Source organism: Sporocytophaga myxococcoides DSM 11118 (assembly GCF_000426725.1).
GTDB lineage: Bacteria > Bacteroidota > Bacteroidia > Cytophagales > Cytophagaceae > Sporocytophaga > Sporocytophaga myxococcoides.
This window is the reverse complement of the sequence record NZ_AUFX01000004.1, coordinates 703746-727074: the sequence shown is the minus strand read 5'-3', so window position 1 is coordinate 727074 and position 23329 is coordinate 703746. Positions and strand designations below refer to the sequence as shown.

The following is a 23329-nucleotide window of genomic DNA, read 5'->3' as shown; positions in this document are numbered from 1 at the left end:
ATTTCCAGGAGTTAACGGCTTAATTTTTTTATTCTTTCCGACAGGAGGAATATTCTGCCAGCTGGATCTGCTTTTGTCATTATAATACTGACCGGTATGGTACCAGCCGTTATTTGCCGCCGGATCAAAAATCTCCTTATCAAATTCATCTGCAAAAACTGTATCAATAGGGAAAATTGGCACATTTAAAGTGGCGGTGTCAGAACAACCCCATTTTGCTGTCGCAATATGTAATACTTTATATGGGTCCTTTTGGAAATCAGGACTTAGATAAGTCACAGTATCATTCTCATCCAGAATTGTATTCCCGAATCTCCACTCCCATTTAATGATCTTATCAGCGGGATCCGAAATATTTGCTACTTTAATTTTAGAACTACTAATTAATTTAATATCTTCCTCTTCGTAATTATTGTAAACTGAATAAGAGGGGACTGGTTTCGCTCCTACATAAATAGTGTCAATAACATCGTTATTACACATATTGTCTTCTAATAAATTTATATTGCTTTGAAATCTTATAAAGTATCTTCCAGGATTCTTGTAGAAATAATTTACTATTGAATCAGAGGACAATGATAATCGTTCTCCGTCTCCAAAACTCCATGAGAATTTATTTAAAGGGTCATTACTATCTTTTACTTTCAACACTAATGTATCGCCAAAACAAATTGTATCTTCTGCATGGGTGAATGTCACACCAATTGAAGGAAGAAATTTAAGTATAATAGACTTATTTGCCGGACATGGTTTGGGGGAAGTATATGTTACCTTAATTAGACTATCAAAATCTGAAGAAATGATTCTTTTGAAAACATCCGAAGGCACAAACTGCTCTAAAGATTGATCGTCTATTGAAGTTTCGCCAAACTTCACATTGCCAATGGTTTTGAATTTATATGTTCCTCCAGATAAAATTCCCTTTTCTATGGTATAATAACCTCCCGAAGGATTTGCTCTCATTGATATTGTGTCCGATGACGACCCGCAAATATATGCAACGTCTTCACCACTTACCTTTACTGTTTCCGGAAGGCCTGAAATAGTGGGATCATTGGGGGCTGCAATTTTTATTGTTCCTGACAAATCACATCCAATGGAAGAAAGGCCGACAACCTTAATATCTACCTCAGATTTATTATACTTGATTGGTTCTATTTCAAAGCTGTAAATGTGGCAGTTAATGCTTTCTTCGATATCCACATATGCGATATTTAATGCAGCGATACCTCCAACAGATATCTGAGGCATCTGTTGACTTGCAGGTTGGCATCCATCTTTTATGAGAACCTGCAGAGGATACCTTTCCTGATTAGCACATATAGGTAGCTCTTTGGTGGCTTTAAGAAATATAACTAGGCTCTCCTTATCATTTAGGATCTTTAATTCCGTACCTATCGTAGTCTTTCCATTTGAACAAGTAGCATTGTTAGGTGTATATGCTATAATATTTTTATAAACCCCCTCACCTGCTTCATCTCCTTTAAAGATCCAGGAGCTTCCTTGCTTTACTACCAAACCTTTTCCCGACAAATCTTCAAAAGTATAATCATTATCAAAGGTGCCATTTGTATTATTAAAAAGATCCTTTAAAATTATTGTTCCTCCCTGAGAAAGATATCTGAGGTATGAGGTCTTTTCATTAAGTTTTGGTGACCTTGAAAATGTTATTGTTGGACTGGTTATTTTATCACTCCTGCAACCATTTTCTGTTACATTAACATAATATGAACTGGATCCTGCAATAGCATTGTCTAGCGTTCTTGTAAAGACTCCACCAGCCTTTTCAACAAAGGTTAATAGTGTGTTGTTGTTATCGCCTGTTCTGCGGAACTCATAAGTTAACCCTGCTTTATATGGACTCAAAACTAAATCATAAGGGCCGTCACCCTCATTGTTAAGGCAAACATTAGTCGAAGGGGCAGAGAGGGTATAGTTGGGGATGGATGTAACATTAAATGTTAACGCTTGTTCTCCATATTTTTTGGTAACATCAGTTGGATTTGCTACTACAACTTTTATTTCACTATTGTCTTTAACATTATTAACATCAATATCAAATGCAGTTGTTATAAGAGGTGATGGACTTCCAGTTAAATATACATAAAATTTATATGGAGCATTTCCAGGGGTAATATTAAAATTTTGGACTTTAATCTTTACTGTTGTGGAAGTTGCGCCAGACTGAAGACAGATATTGGTTCCCCAGTTATTGTTTCCCCATTGCGCAGCAATTGTGAATGTCGCTGTAGTATCCCCAGCTTTGGCATAACTAGAAGAAAAAATCAAAATAAATAAAATGAAAAATAAAAGCCTTATTTTTTTTTGATAAAGGAAAAATATATCTCTTTTCATTATAACCAGTATTTAAAAAGTAAATTAAAAAGCAAAACATCCTGCAGAATAGCAGGATGTTCATTATATTGATTTATTAATTCTTTAGACAACGAACACACATTTGGCTTACTTCAGTACTTCTTTCACGATCTATCGAATTACCATTCCTTATAAAAGTCCTCACCAATATATCTCCATTTGGATTACCATTTGAAATTTTAGTTGATGTCCAAACCTGTTGTCTATTAGAAGGACCTGAAGGAATAACAAAATTAAATCCTGTGGCTCCGCCATTCTGTAGTTTCATTCCAATGCCTTTATCAGCACCTCTATCCGCCCCATATCCAATTTTAGCTGTGTCAGCATTTGACATACCCAAATAATTTTCAAGAGTTCTAAAATCCAAATCTGATGGCAATCTCCAACCATTTGGACATGCAACTTTTGCTCCATCCAAATCATATATCTTACCGCCTGAAGATGGATTATAAGAATTACCTTGTGACAACGGACCATCGTATCTTAAATCCTCTGCAAACCAAGTCTGATCTCCTATCTTTATAGTTTTATAAACTATCTGATCTCTCTCATCTATAACTGTTCCCGCATTCGGATCTACCGGGTTATTATCATCTTTATCTTTTCCACAAGACATGAATGTAAGACCTGCAACAGCTAAAACCAGGGTCCAAGAAAGCATTAGTTTTTTCATTTTCTATAAGAAGTTTTTAATTCAAAAATATATTGGTCGATTAAAATAGATGTTTAAACTCAAAAGATATTCAACTGAATGAACTCCCCAAATGTACCAATTTTACTAAAAATAGTAATCTTCAACTCTAAAATTTTTCGGGAATGCCAAAATAGGGAATAGTTTCTAAAAATCAATAGATTAAAGGAAAAATGCTTGAGCCGGGATGGGAATTTATAAAGACCCTGCAAATTTTCTCCCGAAGTATTTCATTGAAATCAAATGGATTAATGAATGAACAGGATGGTTTTCCTAAAAGAGCTATAAACTTTTGCAAAACTGCTATACCTTCTTTTTATCGATCACAAATTTTAAATGGTGTCAAATCACCTATGTCACGAACAACATATTCTATTTTATGAATTCTACTTGTTGAATCAATGACTCTAGCTGATATTTCATTCAGGTTTCCTCCGTAAGCTAAAACCATAAACTCATCACGACCTTGAACAGACTCAAATTTTTTATCATCCGAGCATTTTACCAATTTATATGGAATAGAATCTTTAAAAAAGATCTCTGTTAAATATAAAATTTCATCCATATAATATGATTTCTCATTCTCCCCAAATTCCCGGTTGTTTGAGTCTTTGCTTATAATTGTCGCATGAAATGTATGTAAGTCCTCATCATTAAAAATTTCTCCATTAATGAAATGGTCCCTTTGAGTTACTCCTGTAAAATATAGTTCTCCTTCTGCTGAATCTAGCACCTTGAAAGATTTAAACTGTAAATCTTTATCAAATGTAGAAACGTTAAAAATTTTCCGAGAAATGAAAGAACTATCGCCTCCATTTGCCTCCGAACTAAATGTTTTTGATCCGTTTAATACATTTTCCTTAATACTACCAGCAGATTCATTTTGTATTTCCTTTTTTGATAAGCTACTGTTACAGCCTGAGATTTGCACTGATAAAAGAATTAATAAGCAAAAATTATAGTTCAAAATATTTGGCTTCATAATAAGGTTTTTATATTTCTTTGCTCTTGTTAACATCTATTACAATGTGATATGCTTGCTCCTTTTTATTATTTGCCTTCCATTGTATGTCCAAAATTATTCCTTTCTTCATTAACTCTTTAACCTTTGCTATAAATTTTTTTTCCTGATCTGCAGTCATCGGATTTGAACTATACCCCAAATCGACAGTAACTTTTTTAGAATAATCGGCACAATGTGCCGAAACATTCTCTGGCCCCTCTTCAATTACTTTTTGGTGCATCGCATCGATAATCTCCTGTTTGCCCTTTCCCTGCTTCTTCAAGTTATAATAAACTTTTTGAACACGCTCTCCTGGTGCTTTATACTTCATATCATCACCAACCGTCAAACAATCGTACATCACTTGAGCTTGTTTTAAGGCTGTCCTAGCTGTTCCTGTAACAATAACATTTTCTAAACCTGCGGCCTGTGCTAAGCACCCAAGAATATTTCTTATGTTATCTTTAATACTCGCTTCATCAGCATTACCTGAAAATTTGACTTTATTGCTCAAAATATTGGAAGCTTTTAGGGGATTGCTTTTTAGGTTTATATTTGACTCTCCCGCATTCAAAAGTTCAAGAGCAGTCTTAAGATCATGCCCCGATAAGTCCCCTTTTAAATCTTCAATTAAAGAAACTTTATACTTTTCAAAATATGCTTTCTTTAATTCATCAATTTTTCCTTGATTATAATTCATTGAAGCTAAAGCAACATATATTGCTTCCTCATCTGTTCCAATGCCATCAATTGCTTTGAATATTTTCTCTACAAACTGATTGATATCCAAACTCGCTTTGTCTATTATAGGAGGTCCTAAACTACTTTTAATATTCAAAGGCTTTTGTTCTGAAGGTGGTACAATCATCCCTCCAGGAATCTTACCATTCAATACTGTCATATAATACAACAGCCCTATTGTTTGTCCATTTGGCCATACACTTCCATCTGCAAACGATTTGGATTTAGTCGTCATGTTTGCTCTATCTACAGGGTCTTCTACATGACTTAATCTCTCCTTAAACCATTTTTCATCTTTAGGCGACATTTCCTTTTGTTGAAAGTTTTTAATTGCCGCAGTCACTTCGTCTACTCCGTTGATATCCTCCTTCTTAAGGTAACCAGCCTTGTTTAGAAATGAACCAACAATTGCAACGTCCTTTGCCTTATTATCTCCGCCATTCCCCACTCTGCCCGATAAGGCATATCGCGAGGTTCTGTAATGCATCATTCCTATCTCTGACTTTATCTCCATCTCATAGAACGGATTTGTTGCATAAACTCCTCCACTTTGATTTTTAAATGCATCTGTTTTAAGCAGATTATTTGCTCCTTTTCCCGCCAGATATTTATCTGCCATAATGGAGTAATATGCTTTAAACCCCTTTTCCATTGTAGAAATGCTCTTTTCATATTCCGTGATTCCACTATCTTTAGCTCCAACATTAAAAACGTTTCCGCCTGTTCTCTGCCTCCCGACCAAACCGCCTTCTGCCTTTAATTGTGCAAGTGCAAATTGTACGGGTACAACATATTTTAGGTCATGCTTCTCTGCATAAATTCTGCGAGCCTCTTTTGCAAATAGCTCTGGCTTAACTCTGGCAGCTTCTGGCACTCCTTTATTAGAATTTGAATACCAAAAGTCAAGCTCTGTCTTTGCCATCTTTTCATACTGAACAAAATATGATTCTATGTCTTTGGGATTAGTCGGGAGCTTTGAGTCCAAAAGCGTTTCAATATTAACCGCCAGAAACTTATTCAACTTCTGCATCTGCAATTGCTCAAGATCCGATGTGTAGCCGGAATCCATCTCATCATAGAGTCGCTTGATAAGATCCTTGCTCACTCCGGAAAGATCCGCCTCTGATAGATGTGAACTTATATTATAAGCAAGATTGTCTCCACTCCATGTCAGGTAATCCAGCATTTTAATTATTGCATCCGGATGTGATTTTGCATATGGCAATAATTCCTTTCCAATAGCGAGCATTTCACCTCCGTGCTTAGCATAAATCTGCTCTGACGTTTGTGTGGGAGCAGGAACCGTTTTTGTAGTTGTTTTTGTGCTTTGTGGGATCTTTTCCGACTCAACCTTTTTAGGCTTTGTAGGGGCTTTGGGTTTATGAACTACAGGAGTCTCCACAGAAGGAGTAGGAAGCGCTGAAACTGCAGCTATTAAAAGTGAATTTGTAGAAACATCAACATTTCCGCTTTCTGCAAGATGGTTGTCTTTCTGATAATTCCTTATTGCCTTTATTGTGCTACTTTCGGTTTTGTCCTTTCGCGTAATTATACCATCTTCTATACCTGAATAATAACCAAGAGCTTTTAAAGCACTTTGTATCCTGATGATTTCCTCTTTGCTACCTATAGGAAGATTTTCTATAACACCTACTATAATTTTGGAAGAATCAGCAGGTGCTATACTTGTTTGTTCAGGGTTTGGGGCCTGTTCATTTATAATATCCTGAGCAGGTGTCGATACATTTGCATCAGAATTATTAGTCTGCATATCTATTGAATTTACAGCTAGTGAAGTATTTTCAGCGCTTGTTAGCTTTTCTGAGGTATTGGCTTGCGTACTGGAAATCTGAAGTTTATAGGCAGCTACTCCAAGTAAAATATTAGCTCGTGCATCATTCCAAGAACTTCCAAATTCATAGTTTGCAAGTTCCGGGAATTTAACTTTGGTTTCATTCCATAATGTCTCTGTAAGGCCCAACAAACCGAACGACTGTCCATCTGCAAAATCTTTCTCCCCTTTAGAACATTGAGCAATCAGCAATTGGATTTGACCCTCAGGAATTCCATATAGTAAGCTAGCCTCAGTTATCTCTTCATTGTAAGACTTTATCTTTTCATTAATAGGATCATCATCTTCTGACTTCTGAATTGTTCCACTAATTGAATTATCTTCTGTCGAACTTCCAGCTGAACCCACAAGGTACCCCTTCGCCGCTTTTTCTCCCATCTCATCCGCTTCCTTTTCCAAGCCCTCATCATCATTTATGTTCACGCCCTTCTTCTGCACGGTAGGTTGCACTCTGCCTTCACGCTGCTGTAGCACATGTGTTAATTCATGACCCAGAAGTTCCTGCCCCTTTTGCGATTCTGGATTAAACATGCCGGGAGCGAAGTGTATGTCACTGCCTTTTGCAAAAGCATGTGCATTGAGATCTATTGATTGGGAAGAATTGGTATGAATATTTACATCAGAAAAATCTTCTCCAAATGATGATTCCATTTTTCTTTGTACCGGTAAAGGCATCTTATCAGATGAAGAAGTGGGCCTTTGTGATAACTCATCTGTATCTAAATCCATTGACGGTACAGGACCTCTGCGTTGAACAGGCTCTTCTACCTCTTCTGCATGAAATTGTAAAGGGACTGGGCCATATCTTTGAACTGTCTCTTCTTCTGCTGTATTTATAATTGGAACGGGGCCCTTCCGTTGCATAGGCTCTTCTTCTTCTGTGTTTATCAAAGGCAAAGGACCCCGACGCTGTATTGGAGCTTCCGATTCTTGTCCCTCTGCCATTAAGGGAACTGGTCCTCTGGGCTGATTTCTGTTTTCATCATCACCACCAAAGCTATCCCACTTTCTTTGAAATATAGTTTCAGGAGATTTATTGGAAAATTCTTCTTCAGTATTTGATTCTGATTTATTCTCTAAAGGCTTAAGCTGTGTCTGCCGAGACTGGTGTAAATTCTGTCTATCTGAGGCCTTGCAGCTTCCATGTAAAAATTCTCCCATAGCTATGTAAATATGATAAAAGTTAAATCAAAAAGCTGTTAATTTCCCGAAATACCAGAATCATTTCTAGCAAAAATATTAATACACTACACCAAATTTTTCGGGAATGCCAAAATAGAGAATTGTTTCTAAAAATCAAGGAATTAAAAGGAAAAAATATCTGTATCGGGATGCTCAGGATGAAAAAATCTAGGAAATTTTCTCCTGAATTATTTCATTGAAAGCAAATGGATTAAACGATGGACAAGATTGGCGGTCTTGATTTCTGATTTAATGTCTAAACTATACAATTACATTATCTCCACATGTGGGAAGCTTGCCCCGCTTAGATGTTTTCACTAGGAAAAATTTAAAATTTACATATTGTATCAGATGGATTGATGCGGAATCCTTATACTTTTATTGTCAATAAGGTAGGTCGTGTGCAGGCTGCAAAAGTTAGATCAGCCAAAGCTCTATTTTGAATAAAAAATCAAAGGAAGAATTAAGACTACATGTCTTAGTATTATATTTTAAAAAGTATGTTGAGAAAAATCAAAGATCTTCTTAACTTGATTAAGAAGACCTTTTAATCATTTAATCTTTCAAACACCTAACACATAAAGCCGTTCCTGGCTCAGTTGAGGTTCTATAAATTGAAAAGTCATTTCTGGTAAAATTTCTTATATAGCTTTTAGTTGCTGAAAATCTAGAGGACGTCCATACTTCCTGTTCTCTTTCTGTACTCATTATTACAAAATTAAATCCTATATTTCCACCAACTTGCATTCTTGTCCCTAACTTTTGATCTACTCCTCGTAACTGACTGTAACCAACCATAGCTGTATCTGAATTTGACATTTCAAGATTATGCTCAAGTAGTCTCCATTCTTCATCAGAAGGTAAATGCCATCCATTAGGACATGCCAAGTTTGCTGCTTCCCACGTATAAAGTGGACCATATTTCTTTGTTGAATCTACCTTTCCATATGGATCATTGATGTAACCCACCTCAACTGGTCCAGTAAATCTCAAATTCTCCACAAACCATGTCTGGTTACCAATCCTAATCGTCTTATAAATCTTACCATCTCTTGGATCTTCAAATGTTGATTCTCCTGATTGTTGCGGTTTATTATCTTCATCCTTTTTACAAGACATAAAAAGAATACTTGCCATAGCAAAAGCTATGGTCAATGAAACGATTTGTTTTTTCATTAGTTTAGTTGATTTAATAGGTTGAAAAAATTTATAAAATCGACGTAAATAAAAATTAATAATCACCATCACATCAAAGTTATTCTATAACTATTTTTTGAAAATAAACAGTATTGTTTGATCTAATTTTTACCTGAAAGATGCCTTGTTCCTCAATAAGCAACATACATGATTCATCCATATCATTCTGAACTAAAATAAGTTTGCCCAACAAATCAAATACTTCAATACTGAAAATTCCATTTTGAAGAATCTCTTGATTTAAATATACTGTTCCCTTGGATGGGTTCGGATATAAAACAGGTTCCTTTTGTACAACAGAAGTAAATATACCTGCAGCGATCGGAGCAGAGCCATATTCATAAGCTCCCATATCAATTTTTGCTCCGGCTATCCTTTTATTACCTAAAATATCAGTTGGCCAAGCTAGTAAATCACTTGTTCCTGCATCAATACAAGGTGAACCTTGGACTAAAGATAAACTATCATCATCACTTCCTCCTCTAAATGGAGAAGTGTTAAGTCCGATATTTCCATTTAAACCGACTAAAGCATTGGTCGATTCTATTGCACAGTTTTTAATTGAAGAAAAATTTATGGCGTTTATATTTTTACTAGTAGAATTTGCATAGTTGTTAAATGCAATACAATTTTCAAAATAGGCCTTATCTGATTGAATTCCACCGACAGAATTGCTTGCTGTAGCCCTGTTACCTGCGAACGTACAGTTAAAGAACTGTGCATCAGGGTGAGCATACACCCCTCCAACATTTTTAGCTTGATTGCCAGAGAAAACACAATTAATGAATGTACCCCCCCAAGCCATAACGGCTCCTCCTTCCTGAAGATCGGCAGTGCCACTTAACTTGTTATTAAAAAAAGAACAATTGATAAATACTCCGGCAAGCCCCTTACTATATAAAGCACCTCCTTGTCCATCATGGAAAGCAAACGCCTCGTTGTTATAAAAAATACAGTTTTCCACAATCGCTTTTCCACCAGATACATCTCCTGTTATAACTTTCATAGCCCCGCCCCAAGCATTATCCGATATTATTTTGCCATTAATCAATTTCAGATTCTTTATTGAAATTGTAGTTGAGGAATTATAAGCTATAACATTAAACAATTGATCATTATAACCTCCATCAATAGTCACCATTTCCTTGCCTCCATCAATCACAACAGAAGTAATAATATCTATTTTGGTTAATAGATTCACGTTAGGTACATTAAACATAATGGTGTCTCCATTTGATGAATTGTAAATGAAGTAACGAAGCATACCAAACGTTGGATTACTCACATCGTCAGAGCTAGAAGTCACAAGGACTTTATTTGCTATTGCAAATTGAAAACTTGAAAGAAAAAAAATAGAAAGTAAAAGATTTTTCATAAGCTATAATATTAGTTGTTAGAAATATTAATGAGAACAATTTCATTAGTAAATGCGGACCTAAAGATATTAGCCGTTTAACTATTGTTTACAATTCTTATCATTTCGAGAGACACAAAAAGAATACTCACCATAGCCAAAGCTAAGGCACACGAAAACATTTGGTTTTTCATTTTTATTAAAAGTTTGTGGTTAAAATATATTTTACAAAGTGGTTTTTTACTCATAGCTATTTATACAGTTGAACAGTTGAACAATTTATCAAAAGATAAAAATGAATTGAATACTATTTTACTCTATTAATCTTCAATAAATCTAAATTCCAGCATCTTCGCCCTTCGATCATCTGTAAAACAATCTATCACTTCTGAGAAATACACAGTGTAATATTTCACATTTAAATATACCAATCCCAAGTATGAACTGAAGTTTAAAAAGACTTACATTACTGATAAGCTCACGTTCCTAATACATTTTGATTTTTACTTTGCAAGACCAAATCCTTACTTAGGAGCCGTTAAAAGAAGACTGGAAGTGACAGTAGATCCATCATTATATTTAGTTATAGTAAGATTGGTAAATTTAACAATTAGTCTTCCACTATCATTTGTCACACTAACATTACCTTCATCCGCAAAAAAAACTGACGATGGTCCAGTATTGATATTAACAGAGCCGGAAAATGCTTCCTCTAAATTGTAAACTTTTGTAGCCCCTTCAGCCGGAATGTCACCATAAAAATTCAAATGGATGCTTGAAAGGATAGATGGAAGTGAAGCATAGACATCATATTCACCTTCTCCTTGAATATATGATTGTCCTGTCAAAGAAAAAGACCCACCTGCCAACTCTAAGAAATCGTTTTGAACGTTTTGTTTAATAGGTGTCGGATCGTCCTTCTTCTTTGAACATTGGAAAAGTGTGCCTGCCATGACAATAAATAAAAAATTAAGAAATACATGTTTCATAATAAATAGGTTAAAACTATAGTGTAAATTGAATTTCTAAGACGTAATAAAACCAATCTTTATGGTTACATTTGAATTCCACTTTTATGGATGATAAATATTGAATCCGGGAACAGGACCTCTCCGCTCACTCCTGCTTTCATCATCTCCTCCAAAGCTGTCCCACTTTCTTTGAAATACTGTTTCAGGAAAGGATTCATTGGAAAATTCCTCTTCTTGATTTGCCTCTGTTTTATTCTCTAATGGCTTAAGCTGCGTCTGTTGAGACTGGTGAAAATTCTGATGTTTATTCGAACCTTGCCGGTTCTTATGTAAAAACTCTACCATAGCTATTTGAATAAAAGTAAAATGAAAAAGCTGTTAACTTATTCCGGAACCAACATCAAAAATTTATTCAACAACCGGATTTAATAAAGAAAGAGTTTTATGCAAACTCTGGGGCTTGTAGATTATCCAACAGCTGGTAGTATAATTACAAACTTGTACTCGAAAACTTTGTACAAAAAAATCTGTACCTGAAAATGATTTTCAAAAGTAGAAAGTTTTATTTAAAAGTCAAGGAGTTAGTAAAAAAATTTTAAAACTTAAATGAATCTTAAATTATCCTCCTCTTCCTTGTAAAATATTTTTGGCACCAAACATATTTACAAGTTAGAGATCCAATCCATGTATTGTATACTTCCAACTTGAATGAAGCTACCATATATAAAAATAAAAGAGAGGTTATCTCGTCTTTGAAATACCTCTCTTTTATATTTATATTCAGCTTTGATTATTTTTCAGCTACAAACTTTCCTATGCTCAAATCAAATTTATATGTTGTCTTTTTAGGATTCTTTTCTGTAAGCTTTCCTTTTGCGTCATAATGCTCTTCAACATAGTCAGTTTTAAGAACCACTGTATTCTCTGACTTGTCAAGTGACCCCTTTAATATCATTCTCACAGCTGAGCCACCCTCTTCTTCCGCTGCCATTTTGCCATCAAGGATCTTTCCATCTTTATCATAAGCAATCACTCCTATAAAAGTATAGCTTTCATAAAACAAGGAAAATATCGCTAAAGTTACGTTTTCACTTAAGGTCACTTTTCCTATTGCCTTATAATTGTCGGTTTTAAAATCAGGATAATTGAAATTATATGGATAATCTTTTTCAGATATTTTGGTGGTAAATGGCTTAATGAATTTACTCTGATAGTTTGTGTCAATAGCTGTAAGCTCATCTTCTTCAAGATCTCTCGCAACAAGTTCAACAGGTGTCGTAAGGTCTTTAAATTTTGATAGAAATGAAGGAAAAGAACCAACTTCACTGCTTGGTTGTGTTACTGTTGAAGTGGAAGTGTCTACAGTTTGCTCTGCTGCTTTTTCTATAACAGCCGAGGAATCTGTATTCACTTCTTGCTGCTCTGTATTCTTTTCACCGGAACATGAATAAATCATTATTGATAGCAATAATAGGATTGAAATACGTGACATTTTATTAAGGTTATTAGATTTTAATTTAAACAAGGTTTTATTTCACAATAAATTTGCATGCATCGGCCGACCACTCCAGCTTGAGCCTTTTATTTCTTTCATCTTCGGTGGTTTTAAATATGGGGTCATCAGCATTGGACTCTTTAAACGATGGACCAAGCTTTGAAGGATTCAGTTTAACATTGATTGAATTCTTATCAATCAGGTAGTGAAAATCATCCTTTGAGATACCTGCAGTGGTAATGGTACTTAAATCTTTTGGGTTCAGCACTTCACCAGTAACATCATTCCACTTTTCATTATCCAGTCTGAATACTTTTAATGTATATGATTCAAAGCTTCCCATAAGCTCTGATATCAGGAGTGCTGCATACTGATGTCCTCCGCATGATTTTAACTGAACTGCTCTTACTGAATAATCACCTGCTGTATATGCAATGCTATCACCAGATGAAGAAACTGATGCCTGATCAACCGGCTCCTCATAAGCAGGATCATATACTTTAATGCTTCCTTCCTCTTCTTTAATATCTGGTAATGTATATGACTCATTATGGTTGAGTCGGAGCGGTGTTGACTGAACTTGTTTATGGAATGCCAGGATGGTCATATCATTTTTTACAATATCATTTTCTGTATTAGCAGGTGCTGATGCTGTATCTTTTGCTGAATAAGCAGTTGTGTCTTTCATCTCTGTTTTTTCTGAAGGAGTTGAGCAGGCTACAATCATAGCCATAACTAATGGAGAAAATTTTTTCATCTTTTTATTTCACTTTTAAAATTACAAGCCATCTGAATATGGAGAATGTCTTTACATCATCCCAATCTACGAAAACATTTTCACCCATATTATGCGAGAATAACTTCTCTGTGGATGTTAGATAGGCTTTGGTTTGAGCCAGCAGTGCTGAGTTATATTTTAAACGCTTTTCTATTGTGGTTAAATTATCAGTAATCTTTTGTTTGTTATCGGCGATTTTTGCACCGTTCTTTAAATAGCTTCCCTTAACTCCCAATATCAATCCATATGGATCATTTATGATGAGCCCGTCTGATACAACCTTTACCAGGTTTACCACGTGGCCGCCTGTGAGATAAGTTCCTCCGAAGCCCGTGTTGCCCTTATCAAGTTCAGGAGCTATCTTCTCATATTTTGTTTTATCAAATACATCATAATAATCCAGTGTTTTCTGAACACCGGAAATAATCTGTTTACCAACGTGTGACAGACAAGCGCCAAATTGATGAGGAGGATTCTTATCAAATTCAAAATCTTTGCCCATTACATTTTTCTTGAAGTAATCTGAACCCAATTGTACAAACCTTCTTATAATGAGATCTTCCAGATCAAACCCCATAAGTTCTGCACGCTTTGTCTCAGCATATCCACCTCCATTGATTAACAGATTAACTGTATTTGTCTTCAGATCATGCTCACTTGCATGGCTCTTTAATGTCATTGCCAGAGATGTCACATTACACATATTGTCTGCAGATACATTGCCTCCTTTGGTTCCTGCACCATAAATATCGGTACCGCTATATTTATTATCTCTCTGGCTTGAGTATATACCTTTCTTCTCGGTTTCCTGGGCAGCAGGTGCCGGGGCTGTAGTTTTGTTCTCTGTTTTTGTTGTTGCCGCCGGGTCTGACTTTGTTTCCTGAGCCTTAGCAGGAGTAGTGGATTTCTCAACGCTTGCGCTTGAACTGAACAGGCTTCCAACGCTTTTTGTAAAAGAGTCCCAACTATCTTCTACATAATCTTTAGTTGTTTCAATCGCATCATTTAATAAATCGAAGGAACTTTCCACAAGTCCTTTTTCTTCTGCTAAAGGTGATTTGGTAATATTCTCCGAAGGCTTCTGAACCTTAGGAACATTGATCTTATCACCTGCAGCAAATCCATAGACAACTTTGCCTGACTTTGTTGGCCATTGTTTTAATTTGTCCTTGTTAAGATTTTTTATTGTTGCCTCATCTGTCTTGAACTTAGCAGCAATAATATCGAGAGACTCTCCGCTTTTAACCACATACTCACCATCACTTACCTGATTACCTGTTGAAGCCGGAGCAGATGCTGTGGCAGCCGGAGTCGTTTTGGTAGCATTACCATTAACGCCCAATGCTGCTTCTATGGCTTTAACGCGGCGATTAAATCTGTCTTCAGGAACATTTTTCCATTTTGACTTATCCTTCATTACTTTGTATAGTGCCTGAAGGTCATTCTTCACCATTGGTTCCTGAACATATTTTCTTGTATCTCCATAATAATCTCCTCGGAACCTGAGATCTACAATGATGTCACGAATGGTAGGATCAAGTTTATCAAAATTAACTTCTCCATATTTTTCAACCACATCTTCTTTAGTTGAAATTCTTTTAACATCATTCTCAATACTGGTATAACTCAGGTTAAACAATTTCTCCTGCTGCTCAAGTGAAATTTCCGGCAAGCTGTCTTTATTGTCATTAAGCCATTCCTGAGCTTTTTCTCCCTGCAAGCCAATTGCACCTGAGAACTTTGAATAATCAATTCCTATAGAAGTAAACTCATCTTTTATAAGTTTCTTTGATCCTCTATGCGCCAGATCATATCCTCTGCCTATAGTTACACCTGACGGTCCGCCAGGCCAATGTGCTCTTCTTGAATAATATCTGCTTTGAGAATCATTGTTTCCTTCAGCATCAAATGTTATTTGTCCCTTGTCAACTTTCAGTGGATCATTAGCTGCTTGCTTTTGAACTATTGAACCTGAAGGTTCTGCTGACTGCGATGCTAACCTGGAAGACTGAGCTATTCCCTTTGCTGCCTTTTCTCCCATCTCATCTGCTTCCTTTTCCAATCCTTTGTCATCATTGATACCAACACCTTTCTTCTGAACTGTAGGTTGCACTCTGCCTTCTCGCTGCTGAACCACGTGCGTCAGTTCATGGCCAAGAAGTTCTTGCCCCTTCTGTGATTCAGTATTGTATTGACCAGGAGCAAAGTGTATGTCATTGCCTTGTGTATAGGCAAGCGCATTAAGATCCTTAGATTGTGATGAAGCTTTGTGAATGTTGACGTTAGAGAAATCCTCCCCGAATGAAGTTTCCATTTTTGCCTGGACAGTAGATGGCAACTTATCTGAAGCTGTTTCTCGACCCGTATCATATTGCCCTTCTGGCTCCATTGCCATCGTCGGTACAGGGCCCTTTTTTTGAACAGTCTCTTCCTCCTCCTCTTCTGACTCCATCGCTTGTACAGGGCCTTTGCGCTGAACCGGTTCTTCATCCTCGTCCGATGACTGAAGTTGCAAGGGGATAGGTCCTTTCTTCTGAACAGATTCTTCTTCTACATCTGGGGCATAAAATTGCAATGGGATGGGACCCTTGCGCTGAACTGCATTTTCTGCCCCTCCTGACATTGGTGGAACCGGGCCTCTTCGAATGTTATTATCTTCACTACTATCCGAATTATCCCATTTCCTCTGTAACACCTCTGATACCGGAGATTCAGAAGAAATATCCTGCTCAGGTTCTGCTTCCTTCTTTTGAATTTGATTATCCTTCGTCGCTTGCTTTGCTTGTTGTGACTGGTGGGTATTTTGGTTTTTTGTATCCTGACGACGCTTTTGTAAAAACTCTCCCATTGCTAACTTACTCCTATAAAAACTATATGAAAAAACTTCTCCTTTAGAATTAAAGGTATGCTAATCCATCTTAAAATCTGACCATACCTCTATTTGACCCTTTTATTACGACATCCCAAAACAAAGGATTCATTTGGAAACCTAATAAAATTATTTTTACAGAAAAACCTGCATTTGTCAGAATCTATTCTATTTAATCGAATTAAAAATCTTATAGGCTATGGGTTTATAAATATTTATGCTGTCAGCTGGAAATTCCATAGTGAAATTGATGCAAGAGTTATCCTTCATAATCATCTTTCTCACTTTATACTCATTATCTTTCTTTCCGGAAAAATAAAGTGACTCTTCTCCAATATAACTCGAATCAACATTAGCTTGCTCACCAAGTGCTACACTTTTATAAAGGTTCAGGATTTCCTCCATGGAATATTCTTTATCCTTATAATTTTCAAACTCACTTATATCTTCATGGATAGTAAATGATATTAGGGAATTTTTAGATAAGAATTCATCACACACAACAGTACTGCATGTATTTCCTTTGTGTACGAAAAGATCCTTGGGCAATTGCATGCATAACTTCCATCTGTCATTGCAATACGATTCGTATTGAAGTGAAGATGCTTCATTTGTTTGTTGAATTTCTGCAGAAGATGTATCCGACTCAGATTGTATTATTTGATTTGAAGACTCCGCTGCAATAGTATCAGGCAAACCGGTTTTATTGCTATCTCCTTCTGTGCTTGGCTTACAACCAAAAAGTGTAATGAGTAATAATAAACTAAGAACTCTTGTATTCATTTATAATTTCACTTTATACAAAAACAATATGTCTAAATCCTAATGATCTTTTATTCATAAATAATCTCCCGTTCTTCAATCGTTTCGTATGGGGTTTCGGCAAAAGTTATCGGAAAGTGCAATTGAGTAATATCCTTTCTTCCGAAATAGAAATCATCAAATTCTTTGTCACTATAGAAAACTGATTCCGTCAATCGTTTCCTTTTTACCCAGTTCCCCTTCTGATCAAACTCTGTATATTCAAACTTAATTTTCTTTACTTCAGCATCTTCTCCTATAACCTCAACCAACAGAGCTCCTTCTTCATTTCCTTTTTGATCTCTGCTAACTGAATAATAATTTAAAACATGATCACGAAATTCACCAGAAAAGTCAATCCGCTTCATTATCATCCCATTATCATCCTGTTCAACTTCTGTTTCATATGGACCTTTAACCGATCTTTGTGATCCTTCATCGTTCTTCTCATACAGAAAAGTGTCCGCCTTTGACGGTTCTGTACCATAATGAATGCGGATTTCTTTTTCCAATTTTCCAATTGCAGTATATGTTAAAACTGTTCTTCCTGTCTCCGTATAAACGTTGTTATTAGATGAAAAAACTTTAACCTCTGCAATCTTTACTTTGTCAAAAGAAACTTCTGCCTTAAAGTCTCCCAGTATAGAGAACTCAGGAAACTGAACCTGTTTGGTTTTTATTGAAATGATTTTATCGCTCTTGCCTTGAGTGGCCATCGGTATTGAATCTTTTGCTTGTTCTGTTTTTTCTTTTTCAGGAACGCTTTTGCATGCTGTGCAAAATACGAGGCTAGCAAGTAATGCTGCCATTATGCTCTTTCTCTTATTCATTATTTACTCTTATTTGCGATAGTTTCGTTTTCCCATTTTCAACAGTTTTCTTGTCACTTCCAATATAAAGCCTATTCTTATCTTTGTTGTACCCATTTGCTTTATTTACTGTTCCTGGATCAAAATAATTATAGTACCATTTGTCACCATCTTTCCCTTTTCCAACAATAATAATATAATGGTCAGTGGTTCCTTCATTAATAGTTTTGTCAGCTCCTTTTTCGATTCCAACAAACACAGCCTTGCCACTCTTCAACTGAGCGTCGATGTACTTTACTCCAAGCTCTGCCTGATTGGTAAACTTCCCGCTTTGAGAATCTTTCACAAAAGTTTGAACCTTATGATTATCTCCTTTTTCTGTTGCTCCGCTGAAACCAAGCATCAGCTTTGCAGTATCCCAGCAACAGACATAGTTTGGTTTTGCTTCTCTTGCTTTTTGACTTGTTCTGATTGAACTATCTTTAACGCCCTCAGTATCCCACCATGTTGCTCCTTCAAATTCATTCTTCACCTTGTTAATTTTATCATTAGAAGCTTTATGTAAATCTGCCGGATCATCATAGCCTGTTGTTTCTTTTACAAAATCTATGTATTCCTTTTCCTTGCTGTCTTCTCCATTTCTGTAATTATACCCATATCTGAACTGCGTTCTCCACTGACTATCTGAAAGAACATTAGCTATTACTCCTTCGAATTTCTGATCATTATACTGATTATAAATTCTGTTCATCTCTTTCATTGAAGTGTGAGTATACTTATCCTTAGAAATCTTACCGTCCTGAGATGCAACAGACGCGCTGGTGGTTGCACCATACTTCTGATACTGCTTAATCGCCTCGATTGTATCTTTCAGATTCTTATCATCAATCCTCGTTTCAGGGTTTTGGGTATTCGATGTTTTTACAGCTGTAATTTCTTCAGATGAAGATGCCAGATAATTAAAGTTCACAAGAAAGCCTTGAATCTTAAGCACATCCTTGGCTTTATTGTCTCCTCCTTTACCTACACTTCCACTAATTTCAAGACTGGAATTTTGAACTTTAGGCTTAGTCTCCTTTTTAGTTTCCTTAACTACTTCTTTTGCTACTTCAGCTTTTGGTAAAAACTTATTCAGCTTATCTAGCTGCTTCTGCTCTGCATCACTTGTATATCCCGAGTCAAGTTCATTATAAAGCCTTTGAACAAGTTTCTTATCTATAGAAGAAAGATCCGATTCTGAAAGATGAGAGCTAAGATTATATGCAAGATTATCTTTTTCATACCAGCTGAGATAATCAAGCATCTTAATAACAAGTCCAGGATTTGATTTTGATACCGTAAGCATCTCTTTACCTATTGCCAGCATCTCTCCTCCATGTAACTTATAGATCTGCTCTGCACTTTTTGCTGGCACTGCCTCTGGTTTAACCGCTGGCTTGTTTGTATTGGTTTTTGTAGCTGGTGTGGTTTTAGTTGCTGCCTTTACCTTAGGAGTTGTAACAGCAGGAGCAGCAGGCAATGCAGCAACAGCTTTTACAATTTCTGCATCCGTGCCTGCATCAATATTACCACTTTCAGAAAGTTGATGATCTTTCTGGAATTTTTTAATAGCCTTAACGGTATCGCTTTCTGAACCATCTTTTCTTGTAATAAAGCCATCAGCAGTTCCATGGTAATAGCCCAGAGCTTTTAATGATTTCTGTATCTTAATGATATCTGATTTGCTACCAACAGGCTGCCCATCCTTCACTCCGACTTTCACATCTGATGGTGTCGCCGGAGTTGCGCTGCTTTCCGCAGAAGGTGTGCTTACTACGGAGGCATTATTCACAACGGTTTCAACAGCAGTATTTTCTTCTTTTGTACCTTCACTGCCCTTTAAATCCGGAATTTTACTGCTAAGAATTGTTTTGAAGTATAGCAATCCTATTGTGGTTCCCTCTTTGCCAACTATACCATCTTTATTATTCTTCAGCTTAATATTCATATTTTCCTTGTCCGTCGCATTCGTCACAAGGTCCATTCGTTTTTTAAACCATTCTTCGTCTTCCGGGGCTAGCTCTTTTGTCTGGAATTCAAGGATAGCAGCACAAACGGCATCGGTATCTTTTACCTTATCCTTTGTTATGTAGCCCAGCTGTGCTAATAATCCCCCAACAATTTCTACATCATGAGCTTCATTCTTCTTTCCTTTTCCTACAGTTCCGGATAATGCATACTCAGAATCTCTGTAATGCATCAGACCAATTTCTGCCTTAATTTCAATTTCGTAGAAAGGGTTAGTCGCGTATACACCTCCGCTCTTTGTTGTGAAATTGCCATTCTCAAGCAATGTGTCAGCTGTTTTATTATTGAGGAAACTATCTGACATAAGCTTGTAATAAGCATCAAATCCTTTTTCCTTATCATTGATGCCTTGCTCCGTCGATGTGACTCCACTGTCAAATGCACCGACATTGAATATGTTCCCTTCTGTCCGTTCCTTGCCCATCAAACCCCCTTCAAGTCTTGCCTGTGCAAGTGCGTATTCAACAGGTACCACAAAGCTTAGATCTTTTTTCTCATCATAAACTTTTTTCGCAGCCTTTGAAAACATTGCACCTGTCAGCTTCTTATCATCTGCAATTGTCTTTTTTGAATACCAGTGATCCAGCTGATCCTGAGCAAACTTTTCATAGTCTTTGAAATAGGCATCTACCTTATCTGCTTCTAAAGCCTTGAGCTGCACACCGTCTCCCGTAGCCCTTTGAACAGTCCCGGTCTCCACCCCCTTCGCAGCTTTTGATCCCATTTCATCCGCCTCTTTCTCCAGTCCTTCATCATCATTGATGTTTACGCCTTTCTTCTGAACTGTTGGCTGCACTCTTCCTTCGCGCTGCTGAACCACATGTGTCAATTCATGACCAAGCAACTCCTGACCTTTCTGCGATTCAGGGTTATACATACCGGGAGCAAAGTGGATATCATTGCCCTGTGTATGCGCATATGCATTAAGCTCTTTTGATTGTGATGAATCTTTGTGAATGTTTACATCAGAAAAATCTTGTCCGAAAGAAGACTCCATCTTTCTTTGTATTAAAGATGGCATCTTGCCGGATGCTGAGCTAGAGTTGTTTTGTGAAATCCCTTCTCCATGGTTTATAGACGGAACCGGGCCCTTTCGCTGAACTGGTTCTTCTTCCTCCGATTCCTGTAACTGCGTTGGCACCGGACCATAACGCTGTACAGGTTCCTCCACATCTGAACTCATTGGCGGAACAGGACCTTTACGTTGGACAGGTTCTTCCTCTAAATCCGTCTTGAACTGCATCGGTACCGGACCATATCTTTGAACTGGTGCCTCCTCTTCCTCTCTCATTTGTGGAACTGGACCACGAGGTTTATTCTTATCTTCTCCGCCTTCATCTCCATCCCATTTTCTTTGAAGCACTTCTGCTACAGGTGATTCTGTTATTGATTCATGCTCTGCTTCTGCCTCAGCTTTTTGAATGGGTTTTTGTTCAGAACCCTTGGTCTGGGTCTGATTGGACTGATGATGATTTTGATTTCTGTCGGAGTTCTGAAGACTTTTATGTAAAAAATCACCCATAACTAACTCTGGTAAAAACTAATTGAAAAAACTTTCTTCTCTTAAAAATAAATATAAACTAATCTTTTCAAATTTCTGATATTATACCTGCTTGATTTTTTATACAACATCCAACATCCTGGAATTCATTTGAAAACAAATATTTGTTATTGCAGAAAACTAACACATACCAACAACTGTCAAAGTAAAATTAATTTTATATATCTCGAACTGGTATATACCATTGGTATATGTGTATCAATTATGAATGATGATATTCGTTATAAAAACGTTTTTCAGTTTAAAACGTTTAATCATCAAAAAAATCAGCGCACAAACAGTATAGCCTCTTCTGATTTTGCAGGAAAGATAATCTTACCTTCCATGTTCATTAAACCATATTTACCTTTCTTACAAAACAACAAAGTATTGTTGCCCTGAACAGGATGATGAATGTACGCTCCTTCTTTTACATCCATCGGATAATTAGCAAGCTTTAATTTTCCTGTTCTGTCTATCAGATGGAACTTTCCATTTTGTTTAACAAGTGCATAACCTAATCTGAACTCTGTTACATAATCATAGACAAAGTCAGCAGTCTTCGTTCCATCTGTTTTAAAGTAAGCCCACTTATTATTCTTTCTTACTGCAACAACTGCATCATCATAAATCTGAACAAAGTCATATATCAATGAGATCTTCATGTTTCCAAGGCTATCAACCAAACCCCATTTATCATTCATAACTTCAAGATAACCGCCTTTGACCTCGCCAACGTCTTTATAACAGCATGCTGTTTCTTTTCCATTTCTTATATCAACAATACGCCAGCCTTCCTCTCTTATGTTACAAGCTATATAGTTTTCAAGCTCCAGCTCATGGCATTCATTGCCTTTGATATACAAATGCTTTTGTCTTAACTGAATGGAGTCATATTTAAATGGTACGACTATTTCATTCCTGCTATTTACACAGCCCATCGCATAGTGATAATCTGGTTTACCAAAGTTGAAAAACTTACCGGCAAAATAAAGACCGTTGTACTGATATTCGAGATAGTTGTACTCCAGAGGAATCTGAACCTGGTTATTTTTATTAATTGTGCCATACAGCACTATCGACCATTGATCCTTCTTACCTACAATGGCATTATTATCTAAAAATACTTCTGCCTCTTCATACTCATAAGGAATAACTGTTTTATCATAGCTATCCACATAGCCAAACATCATGTCAGTCGCCTTTCGTATTAACCCTGAAGAATAAATACTTTTGAAAGAATCAAAAGTAAATGCACCGTAAATTAATGGAATTCTAACCTTTCCCCGTTCGTCTATAAAACCTGAATTCCCAATGGTGTCCTGGACCAATGAAAGTCCATTATGAAATGAAAAAGCAAATTTATAGATAAGTGGTATCACGACTTTTCCATTTCTGTCTATAAAACCATCTCTTTCATTCTTTGTAACCGCAATCAAGCTGTCTCTGCAGGAAAGAACTAGAAGATCATATATTGGCTTTACTATTACATTCCCTTTGTTGTCAATTACTCCAGCTTTCTTATTAACCCTAAAACGAGTCAAAGTATCAATGTTTGACTTCTGTCCCATGACATGCAATACTTGACCTATTAAAAAAACCA

General features: G+C 36.4%; 15 protein-coding genes. All 15 read right to left on the bottom strand.

Annotated features, from left to right (window positions below; all coding sequences use genetic code 11):
• Positions 1–2355 (bottom strand): hypothetical protein (locus tag K350_RS0106020; protein WP_028979133.1); only part of this gene is annotated, 2355 nt, incomplete at its 3' end.
• 76 nt (positions 2356–2431) lie between these two features.
• Entirely contained in the window at positions 2432–3049 is a 618-nt protein-coding gene (locus K350_RS30860) for an FISUMP domain-containing protein (RefSeq protein ID WP_028979132.1), read from the bottom strand.
• A gap of 334 nt (positions 3050–3383) precedes the next feature.
• Positions 3384–4049, bottom strand: coding sequence for a hypothetical protein (locus K350_RS0106010; protein ID WP_156026946.1), 666 nt, complete (start codon positions 4047–4049; stop codon positions 3384–3386).
• A gap of 10 nt (positions 4050–4059) precedes the next feature.
• Complete coding sequence (locus K350_RS30855) at positions 4060–7824, bottom strand: eCIS core domain-containing protein (RefSeq protein ID WP_051312902.1); 3765 nt, start codon at positions 7822–7824, stop codon at positions 4060–4062.
• 576 nt (positions 7825–8400) lie between these two features.
• Positions 8401–9021, bottom strand: a complete 621-nt coding sequence (locus K350_RS30850) for an FISUMP domain-containing protein (protein ID WP_028979130.1) — start codon at positions 9019–9021, stop codon at positions 8401–8403.
• 79 nt (positions 9022–9100) lie between these two features.
• Positions 9101–10417: a choice-of-anchor Q domain-containing protein gene (locus K350_RS0105995; RefSeq protein ID WP_028979129.1), complete on the bottom strand. Its 1317-nt coding sequence runs from the start codon at positions 10415–10417 to the stop codon at positions 9101–9103.
• A 503-nt stretch (positions 10418–10920) separates the two neighbouring features.
• Positions 10921–11385, bottom strand: a complete 465-nt coding sequence (locus K350_RS0105990) for a hypothetical protein (RefSeq protein ID WP_028979128.1) — start codon at positions 11383–11385, stop codon at positions 10921–10923.
• Between the two features lie 84 nt (positions 11386–11469).
• Positions 11470–11712, bottom strand: coding sequence for a hypothetical protein (locus K350_RS0105985; RefSeq protein WP_028979127.1), 243 nt, complete (start codon positions 11710–11712; stop codon positions 11470–11472).
• Between the two features lie 445 nt (positions 11713–12157).
• The gene (locus tag K350_RS0105980; RefSeq protein ID WP_156026945.1) at positions 12158–12859 is read right to left on the bottom strand and encodes a hypothetical protein; all 702 of its coding nucleotides are present in this window, start codon (positions 12857–12859) and stop codon (positions 12158–12160) included.
• A 37-nt stretch (positions 12860–12896) separates the two neighbouring features.
• Positions 12897–13619: a hypothetical protein gene (locus K350_RS0105975; RefSeq protein WP_028979125.1), complete on the bottom strand. Its 723-nt coding sequence runs from the start codon at positions 13617–13619 to the stop codon at positions 12897–12899.
• A gap of 4 nt (positions 13620–13623) precedes the next feature.
• Positions 13624–16488, bottom strand: a complete 2865-nt coding sequence (locus tag K350_RS30845; protein ID WP_051312901.1) for an eCIS core domain-containing protein — start codon at positions 16486–16488, stop codon at positions 13624–13626.
• Positions 16489–16677: 189 nt separating this feature from the next.
• Complete coding sequence (locus K350_RS0105960) at positions 16678–17292, bottom strand: hypothetical protein (protein ID WP_028979124.1); 615 nt, start codon at positions 17290–17292, stop codon at positions 16678–16680.
• Between the two features lie 50 nt (positions 17293–17342).
• The gene (locus tag K350_RS0105955; RefSeq protein WP_028979123.1) at positions 17343–18140 is read right to left on the bottom strand and encodes a hypothetical protein; all 798 of its coding nucleotides are present in this window, start codon (positions 18138–18140) and stop codon (positions 17343–17345) included.
• On the bottom strand, positions 18133–21708 hold the full coding sequence (locus tag K350_RS32520; RefSeq protein ID WP_051312900.1) for an eCIS core domain-containing protein: 3576 nt from the start codon (positions 21706–21708) through the stop codon (positions 18133–18135). The genes K350_RS0105955 and K350_RS32520 overlap by 8 nt, the downstream gene beginning before the upstream one ends.
• A 305-nt stretch (positions 21709–22013) precedes the next feature.
• Complete coding sequence (locus K350_RS0105945; protein WP_162144136.1) at positions 22014–23297, bottom strand: WG repeat-containing protein; 1284 nt, start codon at positions 23295–23297, stop codon at positions 22014–22016.
• Between the last annotated feature and the right edge of the window lie 32 nt (positions 23298–23329).

Bases quoted from the DNA above. Each gene is read 5' to 3' on its own strand.
- K350_RS30860 (WP_028979132.1), bottom strand. From the start codon at position 3,049: ATGAAAAAACTAATGCTTTCTTGGACCCTGGTTTTAGCTGTTGCAGGT.
- K350_RS0106010 (WP_156026946.1), bottom strand. From the start codon at position 4,049: ATGAAGCCAAATATTTTGAACTATAATTTTTGCTTATTAATTCTTTTA.
- K350_RS30855 (WP_051312902.1), bottom strand. From the start codon at position 7,824: ATGGGAGAATTTTTACATGGAAGCTGCAAGGCCTCAGATAGACAGAAT.
- K350_RS30850 (WP_028979130.1), bottom strand. From the start codon at position 9,021: ATGAAAAAACAAATCGTTTCATTGACCATAGCTTTTGCTATGGCAAGT.
- K350_RS0105995 (WP_028979129.1), bottom strand. From the start codon at position 10,417: ATGAAAAATCTTTTACTTTCTATTTTTTTTCTTTCAAGTTTTCAATTT.
- K350_RS0105990 (WP_028979128.1), bottom strand. From the start codon at position 11,385: ATGAAACATGTATTTCTTAATTTTTTATTTATTGTCATGGCAGGCACA.
- K350_RS0105985 (WP_028979127.1), bottom strand. From the start codon at position 11,712: ATGGTAGAGTTTTTACATAAGAACCGGCAAGGTTCGAATAAACATCAG.
- K350_RS0105980 (WP_156026945.1), bottom strand. From the start codon at position 12,859: ATGTCACGTATTTCAATCCTATTATTGCTATCAATAATGATTTATTCA.
- K350_RS0105975 (WP_028979125.1), bottom strand. From the start codon at position 13,619: ATGAAAAAATTTTCTCCATTAGTTATGGCTATGATTGTAGCCTGCTCA.
- K350_RS30845 (WP_051312901.1), bottom strand. From the start codon at position 16,488: ATGGGAGAGTTTTTACAAAAGCGTCGTCAGGATACAAAAAACCAAAAT.
- K350_RS0105960 (WP_028979124.1), bottom strand. From the start codon at position 17,292: ATGAATACAAGAGTTCTTAGTTTATTATTACTCATTACACTTTTTGGT.
- K350_RS0105955 (WP_028979123.1), bottom strand. From the start codon at position 18,140: ATGAATAAGAGAAAGAGCATAATGGCAGCATTACTTGCTAGCCTCGTA.
- K350_RS32520 (WP_051312900.1), bottom strand. From the start codon at position 21,708: ATGGGTGATTTTTTACATAAAAGTCTTCAGAACTCCGACAGAAATCAA.
- K350_RS0105945 (WP_162144136.1), bottom strand. From the start codon at position 23,297: ATGGGACAGAAGTCAAACATTGATACTTTGACTCGTTTTAGGGTTAAT.